Origin of the sequence: Kribbella sp. VKM Ac-2568, assembly GCF_004345365.1 — a bacterium.
Taxonomy (GTDB): Bacteria; Actinomycetota; Actinomycetes; order Propionibacteriales; family Kribbellaceae; genus Kribbella; species Kribbella orskensis.
In genome coordinates this window covers 185894-209189 of record NZ_SLVF01000011.1, presented here as the reverse complement: position 1 = coordinate 209189, position 23296 = coordinate 185894, and the positions used below count along the sequence as shown (strand labels likewise).

The 23296-nt window shown below is 70.0% G+C and carries 27 protein-coding genes; 9 read left to right on the top strand and 18 right to left on the bottom strand.

Annotated elements, in window-relative coordinates; translation table 11 throughout:
* The first annotated feature begins 8 nt into the window (after nt 1-8).
* The gene (locus EV648_RS30050; protein ID WP_132298492.1) at nt 9-380 is read left to right on the top strand and encodes a hypothetical protein; all 372 of its coding nucleotides are present in this window, start codon (nt 9-11) and stop codon (nt 378-380) included.
* A 23-nt stretch (nt 381-403) separates the two neighbouring features.
* Here the strand turns inward: EV648_RS30050 and EV648_RS30045 are convergent, their stop codons facing one another.
* Genes EV648_RS30045 through EV648_RS30030 form a run of 4 tightly spaced genes read right to left on the bottom strand, consistent with a single transcriptional unit; the run spans nt 404 to nt 2413 of the window.
* Nucleotides 404-988 carry a dihydrofolate reductase family protein gene (locus tag EV648_RS30045; RefSeq protein ID WP_132298491.1) on the bottom strand — a complete coding sequence of 195 codons (585 nt, stop codon included), beginning with the start codon at nt 986-988 and terminating at the stop codon, nt 404-406.
* Nucleotides 985-1602: a dihydrofolate reductase family protein gene (locus EV648_RS30040; RefSeq protein ID WP_132298490.1), complete on the bottom strand. Its 618-nt coding sequence runs from the start codon at nt 1600-1602 to the stop codon at nt 985-987. Before EV648_RS30040 ends, EV648_RS30045 begins: the two co-directional genes overlap by 4 nt.
* Entirely contained in the window at nt 1599-2078 is a 480-nt protein-coding gene (locus EV648_RS30035; RefSeq protein WP_132298489.1) for an SRPBCC family protein, read from the bottom strand. The genes EV648_RS30040 and EV648_RS30035 overlap by 4 nt, the downstream gene beginning before the upstream one ends.
* Nucleotides 2075-2413, bottom strand: a complete 339-nt coding sequence (locus EV648_RS30030) for a helix-turn-helix transcriptional regulator (RefSeq protein ID WP_132298488.1) — start codon at nt 2411-2413, stop codon at nt 2075-2077. The genes EV648_RS30035 and EV648_RS30030 overlap by 4 nt, the downstream gene beginning before the upstream one ends.
* Before the next feature lie 124 nt (nt 2414-2537).
* Here EV648_RS30030 and EV648_RS30025 point away from each other — a divergent pair, with 124 nt between their 5' ends.
* Together EV648_RS30025 and EV648_RS30020 are read left to right on the top strand one after the other, a co-directional pair.
* Complete coding sequence (locus tag EV648_RS30025; protein ID WP_132298487.1) at nt 2538-2762, top strand: hypothetical protein; 225 nt, start codon at nt 2538-2540, stop codon at nt 2760-2762.
* Nucleotides 2762-3253: a Clp protease N-terminal domain-containing protein gene (locus tag EV648_RS30020; RefSeq protein WP_132298486.1), complete on the top strand. Its 492-nt coding sequence runs from the start codon at nt 2762-2764 to the stop codon at nt 3251-3253. Before EV648_RS30025 ends, EV648_RS30020 begins: the two co-directional genes overlap by 1 nt.
* 31 nt (nt 3254-3284) lie before the next feature.
* Here the strand turns inward: EV648_RS30020 and EV648_RS30015 are convergent, their stop codons facing one another.
* The 6 genes from EV648_RS30015 to EV648_RS29990 form a co-directional block, all read right to left on the bottom strand.
* Nucleotides 3285-4814 (bottom strand): multicopper oxidase family protein, encoded by a 1530-nt coding sequence (locus EV648_RS30015; RefSeq protein ID WP_132298485.1) that lies wholly within the window; start codon nt 4812-4814, stop codon nt 3285-3287.
* Nucleotides 4811-5248, bottom strand: coding sequence for a hypothetical protein (locus EV648_RS30010; protein ID WP_132298484.1), 438 nt, complete (start codon nt 5246-5248; stop codon nt 4811-4813). Before EV648_RS30010 ends, EV648_RS30015 begins: the two co-directional genes overlap by 4 nt.
* A complete protein-coding gene (locus tag EV648_RS30005) occupies nt 5245-5637 on the bottom strand; it encodes a hypothetical protein (RefSeq protein ID WP_132298483.1) in 393 nt (130 codons plus the stop codon). Before EV648_RS30005 ends, EV648_RS30010 begins: the two co-directional genes overlap by 4 nt.
* Before the next feature lie 66 nt (nt 5638-5703).
* Nucleotides 5704-6048 carry a hypothetical protein gene (locus EV648_RS30000; RefSeq protein ID WP_132298482.1) on the bottom strand — a complete coding sequence of 115 codons (345 nt, stop codon included), beginning with the start codon at nt 6046-6048 and terminating at the stop codon, nt 5704-5706.
* 104 nt (nt 6049-6152) lie between these two features.
* Complete coding sequence (locus EV648_RS29995) at nt 6153-6371, bottom strand: hypothetical protein (protein WP_132298481.1); 219 nt, start codon at nt 6369-6371, stop codon at nt 6153-6155.
* 78 nt (nt 6372-6449) lie between these two features.
* A complete protein-coding gene (locus tag EV648_RS29990; protein WP_132298480.1) occupies nt 6450-7490 on the bottom strand; it encodes a LacI family DNA-binding transcriptional regulator in 1041 nt (346 codons plus the stop codon).
* A gap of 146 nt (nt 7491-7636) precedes the next feature.
* Between EV648_RS29990 and EV648_RS29985 the strand changes: the two genes are divergently transcribed.
* Together EV648_RS29985 and EV648_RS29980 are read left to right on the top strand one after the other, a co-directional pair.
* Nucleotides 7637-8371, top strand: coding sequence for a copper homeostasis protein CutC (locus tag EV648_RS29985; protein WP_132298479.1), 735 nt, complete (start codon nt 7637-7639; stop codon nt 8369-8371).
* Nucleotides 8368-8640, top strand: a complete 273-nt coding sequence (locus EV648_RS29980) for a DUF4031 domain-containing protein (RefSeq protein WP_132298478.1) — start codon at nt 8368-8370, stop codon at nt 8638-8640. The genes EV648_RS29985 and EV648_RS29980 overlap by 4 nt, the downstream gene beginning before the upstream one ends.
* Nucleotides 8641-8692: 52 nt before the next feature.
* Here EV648_RS29980 and tuf read toward each other — a convergent pair whose 3' ends face one another.
* The 3 genes from tuf to EV648_RS29965 form a co-directional block, all read right to left on the bottom strand.
* Nucleotides 8693-9880 (bottom strand): elongation factor Tu, encoded by a 1188-nt coding sequence (gene tuf / locus EV648_RS29975; RefSeq protein ID WP_132298477.1) that lies wholly within the window; start codon nt 9878-9880, stop codon nt 8693-8695.
* A gap of 314 nt (nt 9881-10194) precedes the next feature.
* Nucleotides 10195-10884 carry a DNA alkylation repair protein gene (locus tag EV648_RS29970; RefSeq protein WP_132298476.1) on the bottom strand — a complete coding sequence of 230 codons (690 nt, stop codon included), beginning with the start codon at nt 10882-10884 and terminating at the stop codon, nt 10195-10197.
* 45 nt (nt 10885-10929) lie between these two features.
* Nucleotides 10930-13311, bottom strand: coding sequence for a PQQ-binding-like beta-propeller repeat protein (locus EV648_RS29965; RefSeq protein WP_132298475.1), 2382 nt, complete (start codon nt 13309-13311; stop codon nt 10930-10932).
* Between the two features lie 134 nt (nt 13312-13445).
* Between EV648_RS29965 and EV648_RS29960 the strand changes: the two genes are divergently transcribed.
* A complete protein-coding gene (locus EV648_RS29960) occupies nt 13446-14330 on the top strand; it encodes a Gfo/Idh/MocA family protein (protein WP_132298474.1) in 885 nt (294 codons plus the stop codon).
* An 18-nt stretch (nt 14331-14348) separates the two neighbouring features.
* Here EV648_RS29960 and EV648_RS29955 read toward each other — a convergent pair whose 3' ends face one another.
* A complete protein-coding gene (locus EV648_RS29955) occupies nt 14349-16610 on the bottom strand; it encodes a PQQ-binding-like beta-propeller repeat protein (protein WP_241995710.1) in 2262 nt (753 codons plus the stop codon).
* Nucleotides 16611-16774: 164 nt separating this feature from the next.
* Between EV648_RS29955 and EV648_RS29950 the strand changes: the two genes are divergently transcribed.
* Entirely contained in the window at nt 16775-17575 is an 801-nt protein-coding gene (locus EV648_RS29950) for an IclR family transcriptional regulator (RefSeq protein WP_199234895.1), read from the top strand.
* Here the strand turns inward: EV648_RS29950 and EV648_RS29945 are convergent.
* The 4 genes from EV648_RS29945 to EV648_RS29930 are packed head-to-tail and all read right to left on the bottom strand — an operon-like array spanning nt 17511 to nt 20941.
* Complete coding sequence (locus EV648_RS29945; protein WP_132298471.1) at nt 17511-18155, bottom strand: DUF624 domain-containing protein; 645 nt, start codon at nt 18153-18155, stop codon at nt 17511-17513. The two genes, EV648_RS29950 and EV648_RS29945, sit on opposite strands and share 65 nt — an antisense overlap.
* A complete protein-coding gene (locus EV648_RS29940) occupies nt 18148-18888 on the bottom strand; it encodes an SDR family NAD(P)-dependent oxidoreductase (RefSeq protein WP_132298470.1) in 741 nt (246 codons plus the stop codon). Before EV648_RS29940 ends, EV648_RS29945 begins: the two co-directional genes overlap by 8 nt.
* Nucleotides 18876-19997, bottom strand: a complete 1122-nt coding sequence (locus EV648_RS29935; RefSeq protein WP_132298469.1) for a mandelate racemase/muconate lactonizing enzyme family protein — start codon at nt 19995-19997, stop codon at nt 18876-18878. The genes EV648_RS29940 and EV648_RS29935 overlap by 13 nt, the downstream gene beginning before the upstream one ends.
* Nucleotides 19997-20941: a dihydrodipicolinate synthase family protein gene (locus EV648_RS29930; protein ID WP_199234893.1), complete on the bottom strand. Its 945-nt coding sequence runs from the start codon at nt 20939-20941 to the stop codon at nt 19997-19999. The genes EV648_RS29935 and EV648_RS29930 overlap by 1 nt, the downstream gene beginning before the upstream one ends.
* An 88-nt stretch (nt 20942-21029) precedes the next feature.
* On the opposite strand from EV648_RS29930, the gene EV648_RS29925 reads away from it, so the two are divergent.
* Entirely contained in the window at nt 21030-21848 is an 819-nt protein-coding gene (locus EV648_RS29925) for an IclR family transcriptional regulator (RefSeq protein ID WP_132298468.1), read from the top strand.
* Entirely contained in the window at nt 21845-23293 is a 1449-nt protein-coding gene (locus EV648_RS29920; protein WP_132298467.1) for an ABC transporter substrate-binding protein, read from the top strand. The genes EV648_RS29925 and EV648_RS29920 overlap by 4 nt, the downstream gene beginning before the upstream one ends.
* Nucleotides 23294-23296 lie beyond the last annotated feature (3 nt).

The following is a 23296-nucleotide window of genomic DNA, read 5'->3' as shown; positions in this document are numbered from 1 at the left end:
GAGGAGCCATGAACCGCAAGCAGTCAGCAGCCGCACTGTCCGTCCTGGCGATGGCAGGCGTCGTCCTGACCACCACCGGAGCGTCAGCGATGTACAAGGACCCGGAGCCCTGGGCCACGCACCTGACGCAGCCCGTCACCGACGGCTGGCCGGACGAGGGAACCGGCTACCCGGTGCCCGAGCCCACGACCACCGAGTACAACTACCCGAACTACGACCCGAAGTACGAGGTCCCACCGGCACAGGTGGCGAGCGTCACCAGGGTGTCGGACGACAACGGCGTCGAGGTCCTGCAGGCGGGTGCCTCAGCCCTGGGCGGCGCTGCCGTCGCCATGGGCGCGATGTGGTTCTACCGCCGCCGCCACGTCGTGACCGGCTGATCGTCTCCCCCTAGGGGGCAGGACTACCGGACTCGGTAGTGGAGGTGGGTCACGCGGGTGCCCTGGATGACGGAGGGGTCGTCCAGGAGCACCTGCGCGCCCGCGTAGGTACCGAAGAAGGGGATGCCGGTGCCGAAGACGACCGGGACCAGGTTGAGGACGATCTCGTCGACCAGGCCGGCGGCCAGCGCCTGGCCGGTGAGGTTGCCGGCGGTGAGGGAGACCGCCCGGTCGCCGGAGAAGTCCTTCGCCTGGTTGATCGCATCCTCGACGCCGTTCACGAAGGTGAAGGGGGCGTCGGGGAAGGGCCAGTCGGCCGGCGGTTCGTGGGTGACGACGAAGACATGCTCGCCGACCGCGGGGACACCGTGCCAGCCGTTGGTCAGGTCGAACAGGTGGCGTCCGATCACGGTCGCGCCGACCGTCGGCCACACCGAGTTGATGTAGCCGGCGGTCGCCTCGCTGACCTTGAAGGGCCGGCCCTTGTCGGTGCCGTACACCTCGACCGGACCGTTGTTGTAGAAGTCGAACAACGGACCGACGGCGTCCTCGGTGTCGGCGATGAAGCCGTCGAGGGAGACCGCGGCGGACGCGATGACCTTGCTCACGAGTCCTTCACCACCTTGTAGGTGAGATGTTGCGCGGCCGGAGTGGAGATGGCGTCCACCAGTTCCAGGCCGACTCTCGGTGCTTCGTCCCGGAACAGTGGGGTACCGCCACCGAGCACGATGGGTGCGACGTGCAGGCGCAGGGTGTCGGCGAGGCCCTCGGCGAGGACGGACCCGCAGGTCGCGCCGCCGCCCATCACCACCACATCCTTGCCACCAGCAACTTCCTGCGCCTGCTGTACCGCGCTCGCCAGGCCGTCCGTGACGAAGTGGAACCGATCGCCGAGCCGGGTCTTCGCGGGCGCCTGGTGGGTGACCACGAAGATGGGCGGGACGGACTCGCCGTGGGGCTTGGCTCCGTAGCCCATCTCCTCGTTCCAGCCGTTCGGGCCGTCGATGAAGTCGAACAACCTGCGGCCCTGGATCACGGCGCCGGTCTGGGCGTACGCCTCCTCCAGTACCGCGCGGTCCGCGTCGTTGCCCTCCATCACCCAGGTGTGCAGCACCAGGCCGTCGACACCGAGTCCGTGTGCGAGGTCCGCCCCCGGAGCGGTCACATAACCGTCCAGCGACATCGTGATGTCGACGACGACCGGGCTCCTCGCGGCGCTCATGACTTGTCACCGCTGAGCAGTTCGGCCAGTCGGTCCATCGAGTCACGGATGCCGTACTCCATCCCGGCCTGGACCGCCGCGTCGCGGGACTCGACGGACGGGAACACCGACTGCGTGTGCAGCCTGACCCCGGTGTCGGTCTTCTCGTAGCGGGCCGACTCCAGGCAGACCTCGCCCGGCGCGCCCTCCCACTCGAACGTCTGGATGATCCGCGCGTCCTGCTCGACCGTGTGGAAGACGCCGCGGAAGGCATCCTCGCGCCCGTTCGCCCGGTGGATGTAGCGGTACCGGCCGCCCGGGCGGACGTCGTACTCGATCACGTCCATCTCCAGGTCGCGCGGGCCGAGCCACTGGGCCACCAGCTCCGGGTCGGTAGCGACCTTGAACAACTGGGCCGGGGTGGCGTCGAACTCGCGGACGACCTCGATGAACGGGGTGCCCTCGGGGGCGTTGATGGTGGTCGGGTGAGTGCTCATGATTCCTGCTCCTTCACGGTTTCGAGGACGGCGTCGATCCGGCGGAACCGGCGCTCGGAGGCGAGCCGGTACTCGTCGATCCAGCTCGTCAGTTCTTCCAGGCCGGTCGGGTTGAGATGACAGGGACGGCGCTGGCCGTCACGGCTGCGCGTGATCAGGCCGGCGGCCTCGAGCACCTGGATGTGCCGGGATACGGCCTGCTTGGTGATCGCGAACGGCTCGGCGAGCTCGTTCACGGTCGCCTCGCCCCGGGACAGCCGGGCGATCAGTGCCCGGCGGACCGGGTCGCCGAGCGCCATGAAGGCCCGGTCCAGCGCTGCCTCGTCAACCGACATCTTTATCAACCGTTCCGTTGATCAACTGATGCGTTGACTATAAACAGACGCCGCCGAGTGGGTCAAGAGCTGAGTTTTAGCAACTCTGGTTGACAAATAAGCTTTGTCAACCTAGGTTGCTTAGATGGAGAAGTTGACGGACCCGGCCGATCCCGGCGCGGGGCTGGCCGCGGTCGTCGCGCTGCGGCGGCTGGCGGACCGGCTCGAGGACAGTCAGGTGGAACAGGCGATGCGGGCCGGCTGGAGCTGGTCCGAGGTGGCCGAGGTGCTGGGAGTCACCCGGCAGGCCGTGCACAAGAAACACGCCAAGCGGCTGATCGCCGCGGGCGTCGCCCTGAGGAGGCGTTGATGTCGACGAAGACCAAGGACGTCCGGTCGGTGCTGGTCCGCGGTGCTCGCGCCGAGGCGAGGCTGGACGGCTCGTCCATGATCGAGGCCGAGCACGTGCTGCTCGCCCTCGCCGCGCTGCCCGGGAGTGCGGCCGCGCGGATGCTGCACGGCGCCGGGCTGACCAGGGACGCGATCCGCGCCGCGCTCGATCGGGAGTGGGAGCAGAGCCTGGCGACCGCCGGGATCGCCGTCACGGTCGCGGAGTTGCCCACGGCAACACCTGACGAGGAGCGGACTCCTGCCATCGGCGAGTCCACCAAGCTGCTGCTCAAACGCGCGATGGACAACGCGGCCGCGACCGGAGGCGGCCGGATCGGCGCCTCGAACATGCTGGTGGGCATCCTCGACGCCAACCTCGGCCGCGTCCCCCGCGCTCTCGACCTGGCCGGCATCGACCGCGCCGCCCTCCGCGCCCAGGCCACCCAGGCCGCCGAACAAGGCGACCACTGAGTCGCCTGTACTGCGGGGCCGGGGCTGGTGATCAGATTGTTTCGAAGCCGGCCATCATGGCCATGTCCTCGTGCTCCAGGTTGTGGCAGTGGATCAGGTATTTGCCTTTGTGGCTTGAGAATTTGACCAGCACGTCGACGACCTCGGCAGGGCGGACGTCGACGGTGTCCTTCCAGCCCGCGTCGTACGGGCCGGGCTTGGAACCGCCGCGGCGCAGTACCTGGAAGGGCGCGAGGTGGACGTGCACCGGGTGGTGCACGTCGGTGGCGAAGGACCACACCTCGTACTGATCGAGCTTCACCTGGGCCTGCATCACCTCGGGGTCGAAGGGTTTGCCGTTGATGGTCCAGCCCTTGTGGCCGTTCGCGTCGCCACGGCGGAATCGCCACGTCCGGTGGACCAGACCGCCCGGTTTGGGCAGCGGCGCGTAGCTCGACAGCTTCTCCGGCACGTTGCTGTCGTCGGTAACCTTCCGGGCGACCTTGAACCGCATCACCTGCCCGGCGCGACCGCCGTCGAGCTTGTTGAGCAGCGTGAGCTCCGTCCCGGGCCGGTACTGCGAGAAGTCGAGCACCACGTCGAAGCGCTCGGCCGGAGCGATCACGAGCGTCTGGTGCTCGATCGGGGCGCCGAGCAGTCCACCGTCGCTGCCGATCTGGACGAACGTCGCCGGTCCGTTGCTCAGGGCAAGTTCATAGCGGCGGGCGTTCGACGCGTTCAGAATGCGGAAGCGGTACCGCGCGGCGTCCACCTCGAGCACCGGCCACGGTGCACCGTTCACCAGGATCACGTCACCGATGACGCCCTCCATGTACTCCGGTTCGACGCCCGGGCCGTCCTTGAGGGCGGGGTAGAGGAAGGACCCGTCGGCGGCGAATGCGCGATCCGCGATCACCAACGGGATCTCGCGATCACCGCCAGGCAGTTGCAGGGCGTCCTCTTCCGCGTCGCGGATCAGGTGGAGCCCGAAGAGGCCGCGGTAGACCTGTGGAGCCGTGTAGTCCATCCGGTGGTCGTGGTACCAGAGGGTCGCGGCTCGCTGGGCGTTCGGATACGTGTACGTCCGGCTGCCGGTCTTCACGTCGCCACCGGGCATGTTGTGGTGGCCGGCGTGCTCGTGGTGTTCGCCGTTCGGCATCAGCAGGTCCAGGGGCCACCCGTCACTGCTGGCCGGGGTGTGGCCGCCGTGCAGGTGAACCACCGTGGGGACGGCGAGTTGATTGACCTGCTCGATGACTGTGGTTCGCCCGCTGCGTACGTCGAAGGTGGGGCCGGGCAGGAGTCCGTCGTACCCGAGTACTGGCGTCTTGAGGCCAGGGAGGATCTCCAGATCGGCCTGTTGCTGGACCACTCGGTAGTAGTCGACTCCGGCCGCCGTTCGGATCGGCTTCTTCACTGGGGGGATGGGGAGCGGCACCGTGAAGGCTTCCGGCAGCCGAGCCTCGCTGCGGAGTAGTTCGGCCGTCTGGCCGGGGGAGGCGTCCAGGCCGCAGTTGGTGAGGGTGGCGGCGAGTCCGGTACCTCCGGCGACGGCCAGGAACGTGCGGCGGGACATGCTCATCGCGCTACCTCCTTGCGGCCGCTGCGGGCACTGGGACGGAAGGACCAGATCGCCATCGCGACGACCGTGCTGACGATGGCCGTCCCGAGCGGAACGTGGACGGCGAAGTTCTGCAGATAGCCGAAGGTCAGTTGGACGAACTCGGCGAAGAAGAGCACGAGCGTGAGGAGTGCGGGCCAGAGGCGGCCGCCGCCTGGACGCCAGTAGAGCATCGCGGCCACGAACTGCAGCATCGACATCATCCACAGCGACGACCCGATCGGCCCGTGCCATGCCATCGCATCGACCTCGCCGGAGAGGAAGTACCCGGCGAGGATGGGCTGCGCGACCACCGGTCCGGCGTGGAGCACCAGCACTATCCGGAGGAACCACAGCGACGCCCGCGGCCGGCGTACCGGCTTCTGCCCGACTTGTTGTTCCAGTTCGGTGGTCATGCCGCCACCGCCTGCTTCTCTGTACGCCGGACCGTCGCGCTCGGGCGGCACGTCCAGACGGCGAAGGCGCAGGCGATCGCGACGATCGCGATGCCGAGCGGGATGTGCAGAGCCAGTTGACGGCTGTAGCCCATTCCGATCTGCAATCCCTCGGCGATGAGGAGTGCCAGGGTCGCGATGACCGTGAGTCCGCGGCCGGCGGAGCGCCAGTAGATCGTTGCTATCAGCAATTGGCCGAGACAGAGGAAGGCGACGCCGAGTCCGATCGGCTCATGCAGCCGCATCGCGCCGCTGGAGCCGTTCAGGTAGACACCCGCGAGCACGGGTTGCAGGCAGACGGCGACGGCGTGCCCGACCGCGACCACCCGGAGAACCAGCAAGGACTTCATGGACGGCCACACTAGTAGCTTGTCTACATGTAGCGCGCCGGGGTATTCCCTTGAGTCACCCCTGGGTCAGGTGAGGCGGCCTAAGGGAGAGACGGCGATGCCGGCGCGTTCGCAGACCCAGTGGGGGTCGGGGCCGAGCTCGGGCTCGATGCGGAGCTCGTGGTCGCTGAGGTCGTCGCAGGCGGTGCAGCGCGGCCAGCGGACGCCGGAGTCGACCAGACGGTCCTGGACGTCCTGTGCGACGAGGCCGGCGATGTGCTCGGCGCCGTCGGGCCACTGGTCGAGCCACCACTGCCGGCCGGCGACCGCGTCCTCCAGCAAGGACACCATGATGGCGTCATCGAATCCCCGCGCGGCCAGGTCGTGGAGGACCATCGCGCGGGCCGTCAGCAACACGCCGGGCTCGTTCATCGCCCTTCAGAGTGCCAGACGGAACCGACAAAACCCCAAGCCACCCGGCTCGGGGTTCTGTCGCCTCGGGAGAGGTCTGGTTTCGATAGTGATTCTTCCGGGGGTCAGCCGGCGCTGCAGGTGGGTGCCGGGTCCAAGCGGTCGGCCAGCTTCAGCTCGCGCTCCGCGGTGGCGCGGAGGGCGGTGCTGAGGCGGGCGCGGAGGGCCTGGGTACGCGGCGGACGTGGCTCCTCGTACGGTTCCTGCGGCGCGTTCGGCAGGGCCGACTGCGCGAGGGACCGGGCGTTTTCCACTGCGGTGTTGCCGGCGATGTAGTAAGTCATGGTCGTGCTCCCTTCCGAAGGGCGTGGTGATCAGAGCCGGCGGCCGGACGGCCGTGGCTGACTAGGGGTGTTCCTGGTTCAGTTGCGGGGTGCCGGACCGCTGCTGGAGCGAACGATCAGCTCGGTCGGCATCGTGATCTGCCGCTCGGTCGTGGCCGGGTCGAGCAGCACCCGGCCGACGGCGCGGCCCTTGTCCCGGATCGGCTGGCGGACGGTGGTGAGCCCGGCGCTCTCGGCGGCCGGGACGTCGTCGAAGCCCGCCACGGTCAGGTCCTTGCCGGGGACCAGCCCACGGGCCTTCATCGCCTCCATCGCGCCGAGCGCCAGCACGTCGCTCAGCCCGACGATCGCGGTCGGCCGGTCCTGCGAGTCGAGCACCCACTCGGCCGCGGCCAGTCCGGAGCCGAAGGCGTTGTGGCCACCCGAGACCAGCCTGATCCGGGCGTCCGGCATCTCCTTGTGCAGGCCCCGGATCCGGAGCTCGCAGTCGGTGTAGCCGACCTCGTCGAGGGTGAGCTCGACCGGCTGGGAGCCGGCCGCCTCGGCGTTGTCGAGCAGGACCACCACGTCGCGGTGTCCCAGCCGCGCCAGGTGCTTGCCGAGCTTCCCGGCCGCCTCGACCTCGTCGATCGCGACCCAGGACAGGTCCGGGTGGTCGCCCCGGTCGGTCGACACCATCGGGATGCCCCGGTTCTTCAGTGTGTCGAGGGCCGGGTGGCCGCCGGCGACGCAGAAGATCGCGGCCGCGTCGATCGCGGCCTGCTGGACCGCGTTCGTACCGCCCTGGATGTCGGTCGAGCTGAGCGGCATCAGCAGCAGGCTGGTGGTGAACTCCTCCGCGACCTCGGCCAGTCCGGCCAGGAAGCCGACCGCGTACGGGTCGGAGAACGCGTAGGCGAGCTTGTCGGTGAACAGCACGCCGACCGCGCCGACCTTGCCGCTGCGCAGCGCCCGGGCCGAGGCGTCGGGCCCGGCGTACCCGAGCTCCTTGGCCTTGGCCAGGATCCGCTCGCGCATCGCGGCGGACAGCTGGTCCGGCTTGTTGTAGGCGTTCGAGACGGTCGACGGCGACACCCCGACGGCCTGGGCGACGGTCTTGATGGTGACTCCCGGCGACATCCTCGACACCTCTCTCCGAACAGTCTTCTGTATCGTTCTTCTAAATCGTTCTAGAAAAACGATACAGAAGACCCTGGGGGAGTGCAACAGGGTTTGCGGAGAGTTTTGCCGGGCCCGGATGAACCAGATGAAGGATGATGGCGGGCATGGGTTCGTTGCTGGAGGTCATCGCGCTGCATCCGGCGGACGCGGAGGCGGCTCAGGAGGGTGGGGCGGACCGCCTGGAGTTGTGCGCCTCGATGGAGGCCGGCGGCCTGTGCCCGTCGGTGTCGACGGTCAGCGCGGTACGCCGGGTCACAGATCTCCCGCTGCGGGTGATGCTCCGGCTCACCAACTCCTTCACCACCGACGGCGCCGAGCTGAACCGGCTGACCGCGACGGCGCAGTCGTACCTCTCGGCCGGGGCGGACGGGTTCGTCTTCGGGTTCCTGACCCCGGACAACGAGGTGGACGTGGAGTCGGTCGCTGCGCTGGCGAGCACCTTCGCGGGCACGCCCTGGACGTTCCACCGGGCGGTCGACGCCGTGCTCGAACAGCGCAAGGCCTGGCGCGCGCTGCGGACTCTGCCGGGGCTGGACTGCGTTCTCACCGCTGGTTCGAGTCTGGGCGTCCGCTACGGGCTGGACGACCTCTGCAAGCTGGCCAAGGACGACCCGCAGGTCGCCAAGGTGATGATGGCCGGCGGCTCGCTCAAGCCGGAGCACGTGCCCTGGCTGTACGGCAGCGGAGTACGGCGGTTCCATGTCGGGTCGTCCGTGCGGCAGGACGGGTCGTGGACCAAGGCCTACGTGGACTCCCGCTTCGTCCGGGCCTGGCGCAACCTCCTGGACGCCCACGACGAACGGCAGGAGGAGAAGGACGAGAAGGAGCGCCCCGGGTGATCCTGATCGACCCACCGGCCTGGCCGGCCTGGAACAGGGTCTGGTCGCACCTGGTCAGCGACGAGTCCCTCGACGAACTTCACGAATTCGCCCGCAAGGCCGGCATCCCGGCGCGGGGCTTCGACCGGGACCACTATGACGTGCCGTCCGACAAGTACGACGAACTGATCGCGGCCGGCGCTGTACCGGTCTCGAGCCGCCACCTGGTCCGCCGCCTGATCGTCTCCGGCCTCCGCCACCGCAAGGGCAGCGGGCAGGTCCGGCCCTGAACCTCAGCAGAACAAGGCGCCCCGGGCATCGGCCCGGGGCGCCTCGTTCACTTCAGTCGAGCAGTTCGGTCACCGTGCCGGCGGCGACGGTGTGGCCGCCCTCGCGGACGGCGAAGCCGAGGCCGACGTCCATCGCGACCGGCTTGGCCAGCTCCACGCCCAGCTCGATCGTGTCGCCCGGCATCACCAGCTCGATCTCGCCGAGGTCGATGCCACCCGACACGTCCGTGGTCCGGAAGTAGAACTGCGGCCGGTAGTCCGCGGCGAACGGCGTGTGCCGCCCACCCTCGGCGGTCGACAGCGCGTGCAGCTGCGCCCGGAACTTCCGGTGCGGCTGGACGCTGCCCGGCAACGCCACCACCTGGCCGCGACGGACCTCGTCGCGCTTGACGCCACGCAGCAGCACGGCCGCGTTGTCACCCGCCTCCGCGGACTCCAGCGACTTGCCGAACGTCTCCATCCCGATCGCCGTACTGGTGACGGTCGGACCGAGGCCGACCACCTCGACGGTGTCGCCGAGGCGGAGCGAACCGCGCTCCACCGCACCGGTGACGACGGTGCCACGCCCGCTGATGGTGAGCACGTTCTCGATCGGCATCAGGAACGGCTCGCCCAGCTCACGCGGCGGGTCCGGCACGTAGGAGTCGACGGCGTCGAGCAGCTCGCCGATCGAGCCGATCCACTCGGGGTCGCCCTCGAGCGCCCGCAGCCCGGAGACCCGGACCACCGGCACCTCGTCGCCGGGGAACCCGTACTCCGACAGCAGCTCGCGGACCTCCAGCTCGACCAGGTCGAGCAGCTCGGGGTCCTCGGCGGTGTCCGCCTTGTTCAGCGCGACCACCAGGTACGGCACGCCCACCCGGCGCGCGAGCAGCACGTGCTCCCGCGTCTGCGGCATGGCGCCGTCCTGCGCCGACACGACCAGGATCGCGGCGTCCACCTGGGCGGCGCCGGTGATCATGTTCTTCACGTAGTCGGCGTGCCCGGGCATGTCGACGTGCGCGTAGTGCCGGTTGGCGGTCTCGTACTCGACGTGCGAGATGTTGATGGTGATCCCCCGCGCGACCTCCTCCGGCGCCCGGTCGATGCCGTCGAAGGCGACGAACGAGTTGAGGGTCGGGTAGCGCTCGGCGAGCACCTTGGTGATGGCGGCGGTCAGGGTGGTCTTGCCGTGGTCGACGTGACCCATCGTGCCGATGTTGAGGTGCGGCTTGGTCCGCACGAACTGGCTCTTGGCCATGGTGTGTCTTCCCTTGCTGGTCAGAAGATTCGAACAGCCAGGACCCGGTGGCCCATCCTCCGCACAGCTGGCACTGGCACAGCGCTGGCTGCGGTGAAGGGGGCCGGTTGTCGAGCCACCCTCCTCCGCGGGTCCTGCTTCAGCAGGAGGAGGGTCGGCTTCGCGCGCCGGTGTATGAAGCTGAATCGACTGACGCCCACGCGGCAGCGCCCGTCAGGCTGAGGCCTGACAGGTACGCAACAGAATCCACGCGGAACATGATGGTCACGGTAGATGGCAACGCTGCCACCGGCAACGGAATTCCCGCCGGGTGGTCAGCCGAGATAGGCCTTGCGGGTGGCGGGATCGAGCTTCTCGAGGGCGTACCGAAGGGCCGGTCGCTGCATGGTGCCGGCGTGCTGGTCGAGGAAGGTGGTGAGAGCCGCCTCATCCATCACCCCGGCGTACTTCAACGCGATCCCGACCGGTTTCGACACCACCGGATCGCTGTCGTCGAGGAGCAGTTCGGCCAACGCGAACAGGTCGGTCAGGTCGGCGGCCGTGCCGAAGCGGGCGAAGTACAGGGGTGCTGTGATGGCCGTACGGCGGCGCAGCGGGTCGGTGGTTCGGGCCAGCTCGAAGAGGGGATCCCTGGATCGCTTGAGCAGGTAGCGCCCGACGACGTGTGGGGCCGCGCGGTCGACCATGTCCCAGCTGTCGATCGCGTCGTGCCGGCGGAGGTACAGCTCGTACCCCGCGCGCCGTTCGTCGTCCGGCAGCTTGGCCCGGCGGGCGCGGAAGTCGAGCACGCAGAAAGCCGCCAGCCGAGCCTCGTACGACGTCTCGTCGAGCAGCCGGTCCACCTCGGTGAGTGGCAGGTCGGTGAATGCCTTGGAAGTGTCGAAGGTCGCCTTCATCGGTACTCCGAGCACGTCACCGTCGCCGTGGTAGTGCTTCTGTACCGCCTCGCCGGGCCGCGCCTTCTCCCGCAACGCCGCCACCAACGCGTCCGCAGTCAGCTCCATCCGCGGAGCCTAACTGGACTCAGCCCGGTGCGGCGGAGCAACTACTCAGTTGAGGGCGAAGAGGCGGGTGCCGTCGCTGAAGATGGGGCGGCCGCTGGCTACGGTGACGGCCGGCTTGTCGCAGGTGACCTTTTTGGTGTCCGCTACGGAGGTTGCCGTCGGCCCGGCGACGATTGGCCGGGGCTGAACGCCGGTGGTGCCGACCATGACCGGTGAGCAGCTGCCGTCGGGCTGCGGCATCAGGGTGACCACGCGGCCGTCCGGGAGCAGGCCGAACCCGTCACGGGGGAACGTGGGCTGCTGAAGCTTCGGCGGTACCTGCAGCAGGTGGTGCCACTGCGGGGTGCCGTCGGCCGGGCTCACTGCCGACACGTCGTACGTCTGGGGCTCGCCGGGCTCGGTGCGCGTCCGGCAGGTCACCAGGACCAGGGAGGCATGCGTCGCCGCGAGCTGCGCGTCGCAGGACGACCGGCCCAGCCGCGGCCTCGGAGTACCGGGGACTGGGGTGGTCCAGAGGACGCGGCCTTCGCCGACGTCGACTGACCACTGGTGCAGGGTCCCGCCGGCAGCTCCGGTCCACACCAGCCCGGAGACCTCACGGGTTTCCGGGACGGCCACGAGCTCGCCGATCCAGCTGGCGGGGTCCAGCTCGGCGCTGAGCTCGAACCGGATGCCCAGGTCGACCTCCCAGCGCTGATCGCCGTCGGTGAGATCCAGGCCGCGTACTACGGCGCTGTTGCCGCCGCAGGCGTCCACCACGACGGCCTGGTCGGCCAGGAGCACGCCCTGCGTGACGGTGCACTTCAGCTGGGTCCGCCAGTGGGTCGGATTGCTCACGCCGTGCGCCACGACGTACCGGCCCTCAGCGACGAGCAGTTGGTTCGCGTCCACCGCGAGAGCCGTGCCGTCGGTGTGGACCTCGGTGAGCACCCTCCCGCTCTCGGCGTCGAGTACGGCGTACGTCGGGAGGTCGATCCCGCTCGGCGCGTGGTTGCCGTCGTACGGGAGGTGCGCGGCGAGGGTGCGTCCATCGGCGGAGACCAGGAGACCGCGTGAGCCACTGGAGGCGGCGTCGTCGACGTCGGCCCGGGAGTAGCGCCAACGGATCTGCCCGGTGGTCGCGTCGGACATCACCACGCCGTCGGACCGGAGCTCGGCCACGCCGCCCGCGGTACCGGCGATCGCACCGGTCGCCGGGACCTCCCGGCTCCAGGCGAGCTCTCCGTCGAGCTGCACCGGCAGTACGCCGGGCGGCATGGTGGCGGTGGTGCTGACCGTGTTGGCGGTCTCGAGCCGGGCCTGGACGAAGGGCTCGCCGGCGGAGACCACGATCCAGGCGAGCAGTGAGCCGCAGACCAAGGTGACGCCGAGACTCAGCGCGCGTGGCGGAGCCAGCGCGTACGGCGGGGCGAGCCGCAGGCGCCGGGCGAGTGCGAGGAGCGCTCCGGCGAGCAAGATCGCGACAGAGGCGAGCATGAGGTACGGCCAGCGCTCGCTCATCGCGGCACCCGGTTGAGCCGCGGGCCAGCGCCACCAGCAGAGCCCGATCGCGATCGCGCCGACTGCGGCGAACACCAGAGCAGGGATGGTCACCAGCCGGGGCTGGGCCCGTCGGAACCAAGCACAGGTCAGCGCGGCAGCCACCGCCGTACCGGCGATCGGAGCCCACACCGGGAAGCCGTTGACCTCGTCGGCGGTGGCCGGCCAGCGTGGCGCGGCGCCGAGACCACGGCCGAGCAGTACCGAGGCCGCGACCACCACACCGAGCGCGGCACCTAGGTAGATCATCGGGACGAGCCCGGCGATCGGCCGGGCCGCGTTAGGGCCCCAGTGCTTCAGCTCCCGCCGGAGGTTTTCGCGGGCCGCCTGCTCCCACTGCTCCTGCGCCCGGCTGGTCGCGTACAGGGTGGTGTCAGCCAGGCTCTGCAGGAAGGTCATCCGGCCGCGGGCGAAGTCCCGGTCGCCGATGTGCCCGTACTCCTCACGGATGCCGGTGGCGTACTCGTCGTACCGGTCGGCGGACAGGCTGAGGATGCGCAGGTCGGCGTCGCACAGCACCGCGCCGTTCGCGTCGTCCGGCTCGCAGTCGTGCTTGGCGGTCAGCCGGATCAGCCGGCCGATCTCCGTGACCTGGGCGGCCGCGACCCCGTAGGCGGACAGCTCGACCTCGGCCAGCTGGGCCGAGACCTCCTCGTTCTCGCCGGGGTCGGCCCGAGGGTCGTAGATCGCGTCGTGGAACCAGGCGGCCAGCCGGACCGTGTCGGCGTCGTCGGCCAGATCCGCGAGCTCGTCGATGGTCTCGAGCATCTCGGTCAGGTGCCGCTGGTCGTGATAGTGGCGATGTTGCTCTGCGTAACGGGCCAGCAGATCATCGCCCAGCGGCTGCGCGTCCGGCAGCAGGCGATTCCACTGGTCGCGCAGATCCATGATCGTGAGTCTCGCACCCGGAACCGGCCCGGACCGACCGATCCGGGGCTCCCGGCTAGGGTCGTGGCCAAAGCGATATCGGCTCGTCACCTGACCGGTGCGGTGGGTGGGGCCGCAGCAGAATGGAGAACGCGATGCGCTTCGGTCTGGTTGGCACCGGTCCTTGGGCCCGGGACACCCACGGACCCGGTCTGCGGGCCGCGGCCGGCGTCGAGCTCGTCGGTGTCTGGGGACGGGATCCGGGCCGGACGGAGGCATTGGCTACAGACCTTGGCGTGACGGGGTTCAGTGACTACGCAGAGTTACTCGAGGCGGTCGATGCGGTCACGTTCGCGGTCCCGCCGAAGGTCCAGGCGTCGATGGCGCTCGAGGCCGCTGCCGTGGGCAAGCATCTGCTGCTGGACAAGCCCGTCGCCGACTCGTACGACGACGCTCGGGCGCTGGCGGACGAGGCGGCCGACGAGGGGATCGCCTCGGTGGTCTTCTTCACCGCCCGGTACGCGCCGGAGAGCCGGACCTTCTTCGAGAAGGTGCAGGCGCAGGGTGGGTGGAAGGGCGGCTGGTCCCGGATGCTCGCCTCGCTCGATGCTCCGGACAACCCGTTCAGGGAGTCCGTGTGGCGTCGGGAGCAGCGCGGTGCGCTCTGGGACATCGGTCCGCACGCGCTGTCCAACCTGAGCGCGATGCTGGGGCCGATCGCGGAACTCCGCGCGGTGGGTGGCGAGGGGGACCTGGTGCACCTGGTGATCACCCATGAGTCGGGTGCGACCAGCACGGTGAGCCTGTCGCTGTCCGCGCCGCCGGCCGGGACCAACTTCGAGACCGGCATCTGGGGAGAGACCGGCACTGCGCTGCTGCCGCCGTGGGTGACCCCCGCGGTCGACTCGTTGCAGCTGGCGGCGCGGGAACTGGTCGAGGCCGCCGAGTCCGGCGAGTCCCACCCGGTCGATGTCGCCTTCGGCACCCGGATCGTCGAACTCCTGGCCTCCGCCGAGTCCCAACTCCAAGCGGCCCGCTGAGGCTCAACCCGCCGAGGTTCAGCGGAGGGCTACGACGCTGGTGTTGCCGGAGGTGAGGACGAGGTTGCCGACGGCGACGGCGTCGCGGCTGCAGGAGATGCCGGTGGGGAGCCGGACCTGGCGGAAGCCGGTCGCGCCGATCACGTTCGCCCAGCAGCCGTCCGAACCACGGGCCAGCGAGACCACCCGGGCGTCGGCGGTGACGGCGACCCGGGTGCGAGGGCTGACCGCCGCCGTCGTCTGCCAGACGGTCTGACCCGTGTCGGAGTCGATCGCCGTGACGATCGTCTGACGGTTCTCCCGCGTATCCGGACCGGGGCAGTCCACCACGACCAGGAGCTTCCCCGCCGCGTTGAGCAACGTGCGGCAGGCCCAGTTCCGCGGTACCGGCCAGCGCCATTTCGTGTCGCCCGTGCGCGGCTCGATCGCCAGCAGTGCGGCCGGTACGTCGGAGTCGCCGCCGGGCTCGGCCACGACGACCAGCCCGCCCACGACAACGGGCCGCCGGTACATGTCGCTGGGCGCCTTGGTCCACAGCTTCTTGCCGGTCTTCAGGTCCAGCCCGGTCATCTCGTCCGGCTCGTCACCGCAGCTGTGCCCGAGGAAGGCGACCACGGTGTCCGCGGTGGCCACTGCGCCGATGTCGGTGCAGCGACCGGGTTCGAACGTCCACCGGTCGTTGCCGTCCGGGTCGACGCCGCGCAGCTTGTCGGAGCCCCGGGCAACCTCCTCGCCGGTCAGCAGCGGATCGGCCTGCTGGATGGTGTGGTCGCGGGTCCCGCCCGGCCAGGCCGCCTTGCGCTCGCCGGTGTCCGCGTCGAGCAGCAGATAGCCGATGTCGGCGAACTCGGCCACGATGAACCGGCCGTTGGCGGTGGCGACGATGTTCGGCTTCTCGTCCGAGTCGGACCTGCTGTAGCGCCAGCGGAGCTCGCCGGTCGCCGCGTCGAGCATCTCCACCACACCGGTCTGCCGCGGGATGGCGATGCCGTACTTCGTCCCGATCGCCTCCTCGGCGCCGGCACCGGTCAAGGCACGGCTGACCCAGGCCACATTGCCGTCCAGCACCGAGCTGGGTGAACTACCGGCCGGGCGGTGAGAGCCTTCCACTCGCTCGTTGGAGCCGAGCACATAGCTCCGCGCCAGCGGCTGCACGATCAGCAGGAGGATCAGCGCGATCACTCCCGGTACGGCGAGCCAGGCCAACTGCTGGCCGAGGTTCCTCGACGGCATGAACCGGGCGACCCTCGTGCGCAGCAGCGACGCCACCAGAGCCGAGGTGCCGGCCACTAGAAGCAGGATGAGCGCAGAGATCACCAGTGGCACCCGCAGCCCGACGCCCAGCGCGGGGTTTGTCACGGGCACCTGCGCCCAGGCGACGAGGAGCCCAGTCACTGCGACGGCGACCACGGCCCCGGAGATCAGCCTGGCTCGCTGGGTGTCGCTACGGGCACAGCGGAACAGCACCGGCGCGCTGAAGAACGCGAACACCGCCAGGAGGACTGTCGGCCAACCGGACTCAGGCTCGACCGTCGGAATCTGCCACGACGCACCTGCTGCCGCTATAGAGACGACGGCGGCCGCGATCGCGCTGAAGGTCGCAGTGGCCGCCAGTGCCGCCTGCTGCCACCCGCGCCAAGGTGCTGGGAGTTCGCTGTCGAGTCCGGCGAGCTCCGTCTCCAGGTTGGCCCGAGCAGCCGGGCCGAGCCGCTGCCGGGCCAGTTGCGTCCTGTAGAGATGCCCCTCGAGCAGTTGGCGTACTTCGTCGTACCGGCGTTCCACCGCGGTGGTCCGGTCGCCCGCGTCCCGCCGTACTTCGGACGTGTGGGCCGCGTACCGCGCCGGGGCCGTGGCTAGGGTGGAGTTGACGGCGTCGAGCAGGACGTCGCCGTTCGCGTCGCGCCGGGGTGGCGCGTAGGAGTCGGGCGGGGGAGCCGCGAGCTCACCGGTCAACCGGACGAGCCGGGCCACCTCGGCGATACGGATCGGGTCGATCCCGTAGGAGGGCAAGGTCTGTTCGACCAGCCGTGCGGACGATTCGGCGTCTTCGGCCGGGCCGCCGCCAGGCTCGTGTACCGCCCGGTGGAACCACGCGGCCAGCCGGACCGAGGTCGGGTCGGTGCTGAGCTGGATGAGCGACTCGAGCGTGCTGAGCACGGTGTCGAGGTACTGGTCGCGGTAGGCGCGACGGTTCCGCCCGACGTACCTGGCGACCAGATCGTCCGCCAACGTCGCCGAGCCCGGGATCAGCTCGTTCCACCGTTCGCGCAGGGCCACCACCGCCACAGTCTGCCAGCCTGACCGCACGACCACCCCTCGATCACCCGACCGCAGCCTTGCGGTTGCCGAACAACCACGCCCTCGCAGGCGTGGTTCGGTGGAATGCGAGGCCTTCGCCATCTACGATGCGGATACGGAAACCATATTCAGGGAGAGGTGAAGTCGTGGCGCGTGCGATCGGCCGTGAGGCCGGGCCCGGGACGCAGAGTGTCGAGCGGGCGCTGTCGCTGCTGTCCGAGTTCACCGAGGCCCATCCGCAGCGGCGTGTCTCCGAACTGGTGGAGGCGACCGGGCTGGGGCAGTCCACCGTCTCCCGGCTGGTCGGGGCGCTGGTGGCGCTGGGCTTCCTCGCCTACGACCAGCGCAGCGGCCTGTACGGGATCGGCCCGCGGGTGATCACCCTGGCGGGCATCGGGCTGAACGAGATGCCCGTCCACCAGCAGTCCCGCCAGGTCGCGCAGAACCTCGCAGCGGATCTGAACCTCGGCGCCAACGTGGCCGAGCGCCGCGGCGCCGAGATGTTCTACCTGTGCCACTTCGAGGGCCGCGCGGCCGGGCGGTCGTCCACGCTGGTCGGTCGGACCGGACCGCTGCACGCCACCGCGATCGGCAAGGCGCTGATCAGCGAGCTGCCGCGGTCGGAGTGGCAGGAACTGCTCGGCGACAACCTCGCGCGCTACACCCCGCACACCGTCACGGACCCCGACGAGCTGGAGCGGATGCTCGCCCAGATCCGCGAGCGGGGCTACTCGCTGGAGCTCGAGGAGCTCGCGTTCGGCCGGGCCTGCCTGGCCGCGCCGATCCGGGACCGGACGGGTGCGATCGTCGCCGCGCTGTCGGTGTCCGGGCCGCTGACCGCGATGGACCTGGCTACTCGCGAAGAGGCCCTGGCCAGGCAGGTCATCGAGCAGGCGGACCAGATCTCGTCGGGCCTGGGGTACCACGCGTCGGCCGCGGTGAGCTGACCCGCCGCACCACCAGTACCGCGGCCAGCGCCGCAGCGGCCGGGCCGAACACCAGAACCACGGGTACGACGTACCAAGAACCAACAGCAAGCGCGACCAGTACTACGGTCGCGGCGAGAGGTAGAGCCGGGCGCCGCCAGCTGAGGTGCAACGTCACCAGCCAGAGCTCCTTCACCGGGCGATCGCCGGCTGCCACCACAGCAGCCGGCAAGATCCACAGCGTGACCAGGTAGCCCAGGAACACCACCGACAAGGGAACAGCCCAGACGGTCTGCCTGGCGGCGGCGAGGTAGAACGCCAGCACCCACACGGTGGCCAGTGGCAGGCCGAGGACCAGTTGCCCACGACCCAGCCACTTCCGCCAGGCCGACCAGAAGCTGGGCCACGGCCTGACCTCGGACTCGTCCAGATAGGCCACCGTCAACCGATGAGCAGCGAGCGTCGCCGGTGCCAACCCGGCGACGACCAAGCCCGCGGCAACACCGAGAAGCCAGAGCAGCGTGATCACCGCCAAGCGCAGAGGCCAGTCGAGGAGTCGGTAAACAGGCGCGAGCCGGCCGGTCAGGTCCACTTCAGGCATCGCGCAGCCTGGCTTGGAGATCAGCGCGACCGGTTGCGGCCGGCGACATGACCGACAGGCCGCCGTCCACCGGCAGCACCACGCCGGTGATCCCGGAAGCCTTCGGACCAGCCAGGAACGCAACAGCGTCGGCAACCTCCCGCGCAAGGATCGTCCGGCCGATCGGGTAACCCGCGGCCGCGTCCGGGAGTTTCGTGCCACCGACCATGCCCGGCGCTACTGCGTTCACCCGGACCCCGCGGCCGCCGTACTCGACCGCGAGTTGCCGGACGAGCGCGTCGATCCCGCCCTTGGCCGCGGTGTAGGCGGCGGCCCAGGGAGCGGCGACCAGGGTGTTCACCGAGGACACCGCGACCACGGCGGCCGCGTCGCTCTCGAAGAGGTGTGGCAGGGCCGAGCGGACCGGGAAGAAGAAGGTGTCGAGCGTGTTGGACAGGGCGTCGAACCACTGCGCGTCCGTGGTCCGATGAGCGGGTTCGAGCGGCATCCGGCCGGCCGCGGTCACGAGTACGTCGAGCCCGCCGAAGTCGGCCACCACGTGCGAGACCACCTCGGCCGCTCCGTCGGGGTCGGAGCAGTCGGCGGTCAGCCGCAGGTCCAGCCCGTCGACCTTGTCGTCCTCCAGCGACGCCCCGGCGACCCGGCAGCCGTCCGCGGCCAGCGCGGCCACGATCGCCTGACCGATGGGCGTGGTGGCCCCGATCACCAGGGCGCGCCGCGTCACCGGATGCACGCCGCGCGCACGGCATCCTCGTTGACCTCGACCCCGAGCCCCGGCCCGGTCGGTACGGCGAAGCCGGGCATGCCCGGCTCCAACGGCGTCACCAGGACCTCGTTGACCGGGCCGAACAGCATCGGGTGGAACTCGTAGGCGAGCAGGTTCCCGACCGCCGCCGACGCGTGGATGCTCGCGGCCATGATGATCCCGAGCCCGGCCGAGTGGTGCGGCGCCAACGGGGTGAACCAGGTCTCGGCCACGGCCGCGAGATCCACCAGTTCGGTGATCCCGGTCCGGCCGGCGTCCGGCTGCAGGATCGAGGCGGCCCCTTCCAGCAGCCACGGCTTGAACTCCTGCCGATGCCGCAGGCTCTCCCCGATCGCCACCGGGGTGTCGATCCGCCGAGCCACTTCCGCATGACCCGCGACGTCTTCGAAGCCCACCGGCGCTTCCAGGAACCAGCCGCCCATGCTGTCGAGGCCCCGGCCGAGCCGAACCGCCTGGGCGACGTCGTACACGCCATGGATGTCGACGGCAACCAGCAGATCGTCGTGCACGTCGCGAAGGGCCTCGACCGTCGCCAGGTCGGCCCGTACTCCATGCCCCAGGCCGAGCTTGACCTGCCGGACGCCCTTGTCCACCCACTCCCGGGCGATGGCGACCCGCTCGCTGTCCTTCTTGCCGGGCAACCCGGACACGTACGTCGGTACGACGTCCCGCTGGGCTCCGCCGAGCAACTGGTGCACCGGCACCCCCGCGATCCGGCCGGCCAGGTCCCACAGCGCCACGTCGATCGCGGCGACGGCGTCACCTTGGTGTCCGCCAAGATGACCTCGCTCGCGCATCAGCGCACGCAGTGCGGTGACCAGCGGCCGGACCCGGGTCGGGTCGGCTCCCAGCAGCGCGGGCTTCAGTAGCAGCTCGATGATCTTGCCGGGGACCTCCGGCGCCACCGGTGCCAGGGCTTCACCCCAGCCGACCGAGCCGTCGTCCGCGGTCAGCTTGACCAGCAGAGTCTCCCGCCCGGAGGCGTAGATGCTCGGCCAGGGCGGCTTCGTCGTATATGTCCGCTCCGGCCCTTCGAGGACCAGCGGGAAAACCTCTACGTCAGTGATCGTTGGCATCAGCGGATCCCGGTCAGCGGAGTAGTGCCGGCAGGAAGGTCCAGCCGGTCGAGTATCGCAGCCAGTCCGGCCCGGGCTCGGGAGTCCAGCTCACGGGCCGGTACGCGCACGGCCGCGTGGTCGATCAGGCCGCGGCGGACCAGCACTTCTTTGTGCACGGCCCAGGCGATCCCGGACTGCAGCCCGTACACCAGCAGCGGCAGCAGCAGGTCGAACCTCGCCCGGGCATCGTCGTACCGGCCGGCTCGCCAGTCGGTGAACACCGGCGCCAGCAGGTCGGGGATCTCGCAGGCGGGCATCGTGCCGACCGCCCCGGCCGCGAGCTCGTCGAGCAGGAACTGGGCGTTCTGCCCACCGAGCACGACGAAGCCGGGCTCGTCGATGCGGTCCACCACAGCGGCGACCTTCGGAGCCGTCGGTGGCGCCTCGACCTTCACCGAGGTGACTCGGTCGATGGTGGCGAGCTCTGCGATCTGCTGCGGCGACATGGTCACCCCGGTCGCGCCGGGGGCGTCCTGCACCATCACCTCGGGTCCGACCGCGGCGACTGCGGCGTAGAACGACGGCAGCTGGGCAGGACTCGGCGGCACCATGAACGGCGGCAGCACCATCACCGCGTCGGCTCCTCCAGCGGCTGCCTCCCGGGCCTGTTCCACCGCCGTCACCGTCGAGGTAGCGGCGACGCCGACCACCAGCGGGACCTGTCCGGCCACCATTTCGGCGACCGCGTTCGTGACGAGCCGGCGCTCGGTCGCGGTCAGAGCGAAGGCCTCGCTGGCCATGCCGAGCACGGCGACACCGTCCACCCCGCTGGCCAGCTGGAACCCGGTCAGCCGGCGCAGGCTCGGCAGATCCAGACTGCCGTCGGGATGGAAGGGCGTGGCCAGGATCGGAACCAGGCCTTGCACGGTGGGGACCACAGGAAGCTCCTCGATGTTCAGCATTCGGCATCCGATGGGTGCTTGACGAGATCCATCATGTGCGTAAGGCTGCCACATAGTGGATGACGACGTCCATCATTCGAGGAGAGGAATGCAGGCTGTGAGTGCCGAGGCAGGGACGAACCAGAGCGTGGAGCGCGCCGCGGCCGTCCTGCGGGTGTTCACCGGTCCGGGCGCCCTGCGCGTCACGGAGGTCGCCAAGCTGGCAGGCCTGCGGCAGTCCACCGCCTCCCGCCTGCTGAGCACCCTTGAGCAGGCGGGTTTCGTCGAGCGCGACGCGGACGGGCAGTACCGTCTGGGCGCCGACCTGATCACCCTCGCCGGCGCCGCGCTGAACGGACATCCCGTGCACCACGCGGCCCGGCAACGCGCCCAGTCCCTGGCGGCGTCCACCGGGCTCGGCGCCAACGTCGCAGTACGGCGTGGAGATCACGCCTTCTACCTGTGCAACTTCGAAGGACACCTCGCACCGCGGTCGTTCGCGCTGACCGGCCGCCGCAACCCCCTGCACGCCACCGCACTCGGCAAGAGCCTGCTGCTCGGAGTCGAGGGCCGGCGCGACCTGCTGGGGGAGTTGGAGAGATACACCCCGCGCACCATCACCGACCACGACGTGCTGACCGCCGCGATCGAGCAGGTCGCCTGGCAGGGCTACTCGACCGAGACCGAGGAACTGTCCCTCGGCCGGTCCTGCCTGGCCGCACCCCTGCGCGACCGGACCGGCCGGGTCGTCGCCGCGCTGTCCCTGTCCGGGCCGTCGAGTGTCGTCGACCTTCCCGGCCGGGAGCACGAACTGTCCCGCCTCGTCGTCGAGACCGCGGACGCCATCAACTCACAGTTGGGCCACCACGGCCCGACCGACCGCCAGATCCCGGCGCCCCCGCGCCACGACCTCCGGAGCCGATCATGAAGATCCGCCCTGCTCTCACCGTGCTCACCTGCGCGGTGGCGCTCGCCCTGTCGGGGTGCAACCTCGTCGGAGGCAGCCCGGACTCGGGCAACGCCACCGACAAGGTCACCGTCACCGTCGCGCTGGTCCCCGACCCGCCCGGCGCCAGCCAGTTCTACCGCCAGCAGTTCGACGAGTTCGAGAAGGCCAACCCGGGCATCGCGGTCAAGGTGCTGGAGAACCCCTCGGACCAGCAGTTGAACGCGGTCGAGCTGATGTTCCAGCAGAACAACGCCCCTGACATCTTCCGCGCCCAGGACGACGGGATGGACCGGATGGCCGCCCGCGGCTGGGTCGCGCCGCTGGACGAGTTCGTCACGCCGGAGTTCCTGAAGCGGTTCCCGGAGGGCAGCATGGACCCGGCCACCTCCGGCCTGCACCGCGACGGCAAGCTGATGAGCCTGCCGCTGGTCTGGGGTCCGTGGTCGACGCTGCGGGTCTTCCTCTACAACGAGGACCTGCTGAAGAAGTCCGGCTTCTCGGCGCCGCCGAAGACCTGGTCCGAGCTCGAGCGGACGGCCACCAAGGTCACCGCCGACGGCAAGGGCAAGTACTTCGGCTACGCGCCGACCGCGGCCAAGGCCGTCGGCGTCGAGATGCTCGCCGACACCGCCGTCCCGTACTCCGTGCCTGCGGCCGGCATCGACTACCGGACCGGCAAGCCGGCCACCTCCAGCCCGGGCCTGGTCGAGGCCGTCGAGCTGAACCGGCGGATGCAGGCGGCGAAGGTGATGATGCCGGGCTGGGAGAGCTGGGACGGCAGCCGTGCGTTCAAGGAGTTCGCGGCCGGCCGGCTCGCGATGTACCCGACGCCGCCGTGGCACGTCGCCGAGGTCCGCAAGCTGGCGCCCGAGATCAAGATGGGCATCACCGGCCTGCCCGTGCCGGACGCGGGGCGCGGCGCCTACCTGCCGCTGACCAAGTCCTTCAGCCCGCTGTGGTCGATGTCGTCCAAGTCGGAGCACAAGGCCGAGAGCTGGAAGGTGATGGACTTCCTCTCCTCGGAGTCGTTCCACAGCGCCTACTACAAGAAGTTCGGCACGCTCACCGCCCTCGAGGGCGCCTGGAAGGCCGAGGCGGAGAAGAACCCGGACCAGGCCGCGATCCTGAAGGTGGCCGAGGAGACCATGCGGCGCGCGCCGAACCCGGCCCTGGCCAGCACCGGCGGCCGGGCGGTCACCGACGCGCTCGCGGCCAAGCCCGACCTGAAGCACACCGACGCCGCGTTCAGCTCGATCATCAAGAACCAGCCGTTCGCTCCGGTCGCGGCCAAGCTCGACAAGGACCTGCAGGCCTACCTGGACAAGACCTCGGCCGACCTGAAGGCGAAGGGCAAGGAGGGCTCGGCCAAGGACCTCACCTTCGCCGGCTGGGATCCCCTCAAGGACTACACGCCGGGAGGCTGACCG